The organism is Cellulosimicrobium cellulans (assembly GCF_001722485.1).
In the GTDB taxonomy this organism is placed as follows: domain Bacteria; phylum Actinomycetota; class Actinomycetes; order Actinomycetales; family Cellulomonadaceae; genus Cellulosimicrobium; species Cellulosimicrobium cellulans_A.
This window is the reverse complement of sequence record NZ_LWGL01000213.1, coordinates 1-4,651: the sequence shown is the minus strand read 5'-3', so window position 1 is coordinate 4,651 and position 4,651 is coordinate 1. Positions and strand designations below refer to the sequence as shown.

Genomic DNA, 4,651 nt, shown 5'->3' with positions numbered 1-4,651 from the left:
GCCATGCCGCTCGAGGCGGGCGCGCACGGCCGGGGCCTGCCGCCCGGCGTCGACGCCCCCGTCGACGGCGGCACGGGCGCCGCGTGGAGCGCCGAGCCGGGCCTGCTGTACGTCGTCACGTACGGCTCGAGCGGGTGCCCGCTCGTCGCCGAGCCGGAGGCGGTGGTCCGGGACGGCGCCGTCGTCGTGACGTTCGTCGAGATCCCGCCGGACACGGTGTGCACGATGGACTACGTCCCGGCGACGTCGGTCGTCGCGGTGCCTGCGGACGTGGACGCGTCCGCCGAGGTGAGCGTCGAGCTCGGGCGGGAGGGGACGGTCCTCGTGCCGCCTGCCGCGCCGGGCGCGACGGGCCCGGCGGCGTGGGTGCAGCAGCCGTAGCCCCGCTCGCACCGCGCCGTCCCGACGGGGCGGTGAAGAGCGCGTGAAAGGACGGGTGCGACGGTCCGTCGTCCGGTTCGTGCCGGTTCCGAGCGGCTACCGTGTCCGGGTGAACCTCCGCGCCCGCCTCTGCGCCTCCTCCCTCGCGCTCGCCCTCGTCGTCGGCGCCTGCTCCGTCGCCCCCAAGACGCAGACCCCTGCGGACGAGGCGGCGTCGTCCGGCACGTCGCAGGGCACGGGCGAGACGGGCCCCGCGGGCTTCGAGGAGTTCTACGGCCAGACGCTCGCGTGGGAGGACTGCGGGTCGGGCTGGGAGTGCACGACGGCGCGCGCGCCGCTGTCCTGGGACGACCCCGGTGCGGGGGAGATCGAGCTCGCGCTCAAGCGGCTGCCCGCGAGCGGGGAGCGGATCGGTTCCCTGCTGACGAACCCGGGCGGTCCGGGGGCCTCGGGCGTGGACTTCGTCGGCGACGCGGCGTCGATGATCGGCGAGCCGGTCAAGGAGGCGTACGACCTCGTCGGGTTCGACCCGCGCGGCGTCGGGTCCTCGAGCGCGGTCGAGTGCTTCGACGACGCCCGCAAGGACGAGTCGCTGTCGAAGGACTTCGCCGACGACGCGGCAGGCCGGGAGGCCATGGCGGCCGAGCTCGCCGCGTGGGCGCAGGCCTGCGAGGAGAACACGGGCGCGCTGCTCGGCCACGTGGACACGCAGAGCGCCGCCCGTGACATGGACATGCTCCGCGCCGTCCTCGGCGACGAGACGCTCGCGTACCTCGGGTACTCCTACGGTTCCCAGCTCGGCGCGACGTACGCGGGCCTGTTCCCGGACAAGGTCGGGCGCCTGGTGCTCGACGGCGCGATCGACACGACGCTCTCGGAGGACGAGGTCTCCGAGCAGCAGGCCGTGGGCTTCGAGAACGCGCTGCGCGCCTACGTCGAGGACTGCCAGGCCGGGGGGTCGTGCCCGCTGCGCGGCGACGTGGACGAGGGCATGGCGCAGGTGCGCCAGCTGCTCGACCGGGCCAAGCAGAACCCGCTGCCCACGGACTCCGACCGCCGCGTCACGCAGACGCTCGCGTTCTACGGCATCGCGGTGACGCTGTACAACGACCTCAGCTGGCCCGCGCTCACCCAGGCCCTCACCGAGGCGTTCGACCAGGGGACCGGCTCGATGCTCCTGTACCTCGCGGACTTCTACAACGACCGCAACCCCGACGGCTCGTTCGCGACGAACTCGACCGAGGCGTTCCGCGCGATCAACTGCCTCGACGACCGCCAGGACGGCGACCCGGCCGCGATGGAGGCCCAGCGCGAGCGGCTCGAGGAGGCCGCCCCGACCATGGGCTCGTTCTTCACCTACGGCGGCCTCACGTGCGCCGACTGGCCGTACCCCGCCGTCGAGCAGGAGTTCGACGTGCACGCGTCGGGTGCCGCGCCGATCGTCGTCGTCGGCACGACGAACGACCCCGCGACGCCGTACGTCTGGGCGGAGGGCCTCGCGAAGACGCTCGACTCCGCCGTGCTCGTCACGTTCGAGGGCGAGGGCCACACCGCGTACGGGCGGTCCAACGCGTGCGTCGGCGACGCCGTCGACGCCTACCTCGTGGACGGCACGGTGCCCCAGGACGGGCTCGTCTGCTGAGCCGTCGGCCGGCCTCGCGCGGCCCAGGAGCGGCGGAATCCCGCCGCTTTGGAGTCTGGGCCGATCGCCGGGTACAGTAGGCGCTCGTTGCCACCGGTTCGCGGAGCGGAACGGGACGCAGCACGCCGCCTTAGCTCAGTCGGTAGAGCGATTCACTCGTAATGAATAGGTCGTCGGTTCGATTCCGACAGGCGGCTCCACGGAAGGCCCGGAACCTCACGGTTCCGGGCCTTCGGCGTTCTGGAGGACGTTGGTCGATGCCGGCCTCGCGCTGTGTCGTGCCCGGCACCGGCGCCGGTGTGTCAGGGCACGAGCACCATGAGGTAGTCGGTGCTCGTGTCGGGCGCCGGACGGCGCTCGTACCGCTGGGCGTGCAGGGGGCGGTCCGCCTGCGTGAGGATGTGCGTCGCGCGGCCCTCGTCCGGGCCGTGCACGTAGTGCCCCGACCAGTCGAGCGCGTCGTCGTCGAGCTCCGTCACCTGGCCGTCGAGGTCCCCGCCCACGAAGCGTGCTGTCCACGTCATGACCGCACCCTGCCACGGCGGTGCGCGGCCGCGCGAGAGGACGCTCAGACGACGCGGCGCAGCAGCAGGATCACCCCGCCCGCCGCGGCGGCCAGGAGGCCGCCCACGCCTGCGACCGCGAGGACGGGGAACGTCTCGCCGGGCGGCGGCGGCGTCCCGCGCTCGCCCGCCGCCACGAGCGGCGTGCGCGCCGGCTCTGGCCGGTCCTCCGTCTCCTCCGGGGTGGGGGAGGCGGTCGGCGTCGGGGTCTCGGTGGGCGTGGGCGTCGGCGTGGGCGTCTCCGACGGTTCCGGCTCCGGCTCGGGCGCCGTGTCCTGCGCCGGCGGTGCCGGGAGCGCGGCCGCGGCCGCAGGAGGCGCCGGATCCGCGGGCGGCGGTGCCGGGGGCGCCGGCGGCTCGCTCGGCGCGGGCGGCGGCTCCGGCGAGGGCGACGAGGTCGTCGTCGTGCACGCGGGGGCGTCGCCCGCCCAGCCGGCGAACTGGTCCTCCAGGCCGTTCATGTGGACCCACGTCACGCACCACCCGTCGCGGTACGGGCCGCGTCGGGGGACGTCGAGGTCGAGGTGCCCGTCGGCGGCCTCGCGGGTCGTGTACCGGTCGCCCAGGAACCAGGTGTGCGAGCCGTCGAGCGCCGTGACCGCGTAGCTCAGCCACCCGCTGCCGTCACCGCCGAGCCGCGTGGCGTCGAACGAGACCCCGTCGGCCGTGACGGCGAGCTCGCCGCCGCGGTCGCCGTCCGCCGCGACGGCAGGCGCGGCGAGGACGACGAGCCCGGCGAGCGCGACGGCCGCGAGCGGCACGGTCGCGACGGCGCGAGGTGCTGCGCGCATGGGGTCCTCCGGGTGTTCGGCCAGGTCGCGGCCACATCGTACGCAGCGACGGGCTCGTGCGGAACGGGCGGGTCCCGACCGGTTCGCCGGAGATGCGTCGACGGCGCGCTCACGCGCCACCTCGTCGACGCGGGCGCGCGCGTGCTCGCCGTCGAGCTCCACCCCGGGAGGGCGCAGCGGTTGCGCGAGCGGTTCGCGGGCGCCCCCGTGACCGTCGTCGAGGCCGACCTGGCGGAGCTCCGCCTCCCGCGGCGGCCGTTCCGGGTCGTCGCGAACCCGCCGTTCGGCCTGACGACGCCCGTGCTGCACCGCCTGCTCGCGCCAGGCTCGGCGCTCGTCGCCGCGGACGTCGTCGTGCAGCGGCAGGCGGCGCGACGGAGCCCCCGCCATGCGTCGACGCCGCGGTACTGGGGTACGACGGCGGTGACAGGGAGGGAGGACAGCCGTCGACCCCGGCCGCGTCAGCGGGCCCCGAGGCTCCCGAGCCACGCGACGAGCGCGTCGCACACCGCGCCGTCCTGGCCCTTGAGGTCGTGCGCACCGGGCAGCTCGACGCGCGTCACGGGCCCGGGGACCGCCGCGAGGTGCTCGGTGAGCTCGTCGGGCGTCGCGAAGGGGTCCGTGCGGCCCTGGACGACGAGCGTCGGGACGTGGACGTCGGGCAGGTGCTCGGTGCGCAGCCGGTCCGGCCTGCCCGGCGGGTGCAGGGGGTAGCTGATGAGCGCGAGCCCCGCCGCGGGCAGTCCCTCCGCGACGGCCATCGAGCACATGCGCCCGCCGTACGAGCGCCCGCCGAGGACGAGACGGTCGGTCGTCGTGCCCAGGTCGGCGGCGAGGTCCTCGGCCTGCTCTCGCACGTGCGCGATCGCCACGGGAGGACGGTCGGGCATGCGCTTGCCCGCCAGGCGGTACGGGAAGTCGACCCGGCGCACGGGCACCGGCTCGGGCAGGGCCGCGAGAGCCTCCTCGATCGCGACGAGCGAGCGGTGGTCGCGGCCGGCGCCCGCGCCGGGGGTGAGCAGGACGCCCGCGACCGGTCGCGTCGAGCCGGGCCTCGTGGCGGACGGGGCGGGCGCTGGGGTGGTGTCGGGCACGGGCCCAGTGTCCCAGCCGGGCGGGTGCGAGCGCTCCCCGGGCGCGGGCGCGGAGCGCCTCGGCTAGCGTCGAGCGGGCACCGTCCGACGACCCGAGGAGAGGCCATGCCGCGCACGGACGCCAGCACCCGGAGCAGCCGGTGGTCGATCGTCCCCCGGGCGCTCGAGCTCGGCGTCGCC

The 4,651-nt window shown here is 75.8% G+C and carries 4 protein-coding genes, 1 tRNA gene and 2 pseudogenes; 4 read left to right on the top strand and 3 right to left on the bottom strand.

Going from position 1 to position 4,651, the window contains the following annotated elements; genetic code table 11:
* From JZ5iCDA_RS19150 to JZ5iCDA_RS15775, 3 genes and pseudogenes are all read left to right on the top strand, one after another.
* Positions 1 to 381: pseudogene (locus JZ5iCDA_RS19150) on the top strand (hypothetical protein); the annotation flags it as partial.
* A 109-nt stretch (positions 382 to 490) separates the two neighbouring features.
* Positions 491 to 2,023 carry an alpha/beta hydrolase gene (locus JZ5iCDA_RS15780; RefSeq protein WP_139123161.1) on the top strand — a complete coding sequence of 511 codons (1,533 nt, stop codon included), beginning with the start codon at positions 491 to 493 and terminating at the stop codon, positions 2,021 to 2,023.
* Between the two features lie 124 nt (positions 2,024 to 2,147).
* Positions 2,148 to 2,223, top strand: a tRNA-Thr gene (locus JZ5iCDA_RS15775).
* A 102-nt stretch (positions 2,224 to 2,325) separates the two neighbouring features.
* Here the strand turns inward: JZ5iCDA_RS15775 and JZ5iCDA_RS15770 are convergent.
* The gene (locus tag JZ5iCDA_RS15770; RefSeq protein WP_139123160.1) at positions 2,326 to 2,547 is read right to left on the bottom strand and encodes a hypothetical protein; all 222 of its coding nucleotides are present in this window, start codon (positions 2,545 to 2,547) and stop codon (positions 2,326 to 2,328) included.
* A 44-nt stretch (positions 2,548 to 2,591) separates the two neighbouring features.
* A complete protein-coding gene (locus JZ5iCDA_RS19145; protein ID WP_171905407.1) occupies positions 2,592 to 3,377 on the bottom strand; it encodes a hypothetical protein in 786 nt (261 codons plus the stop codon).
* Positions 3,378 to 3,476: 99 nt separating this feature from the next.
* Here JZ5iCDA_RS19145 and JZ5iCDA_RS20025 point away from each other — a divergent pair.
* Positions 3,477 to 3,758 (top strand): annotated as a pseudogene (locus tag JZ5iCDA_RS20025) (rRNA adenine N-6-methyltransferase family protein); the annotation flags it as partial.
* A gap of 80 nt (positions 3,759 to 3,838) precedes the next feature.
* On the opposite strand, the gene JZ5iCDA_RS15760 reads toward JZ5iCDA_RS20025, so the two are convergent.
* Positions 3,839 to 4,471: an alpha/beta hydrolase family protein gene (locus JZ5iCDA_RS15760; RefSeq protein ID WP_069388006.1), complete on the bottom strand. Its 633-nt coding sequence runs from the start codon at positions 4,469 to 4,471 to the stop codon at positions 3,839 to 3,841.
* Positions 4,472 to 4,651 lie beyond the last annotated feature (180 nt).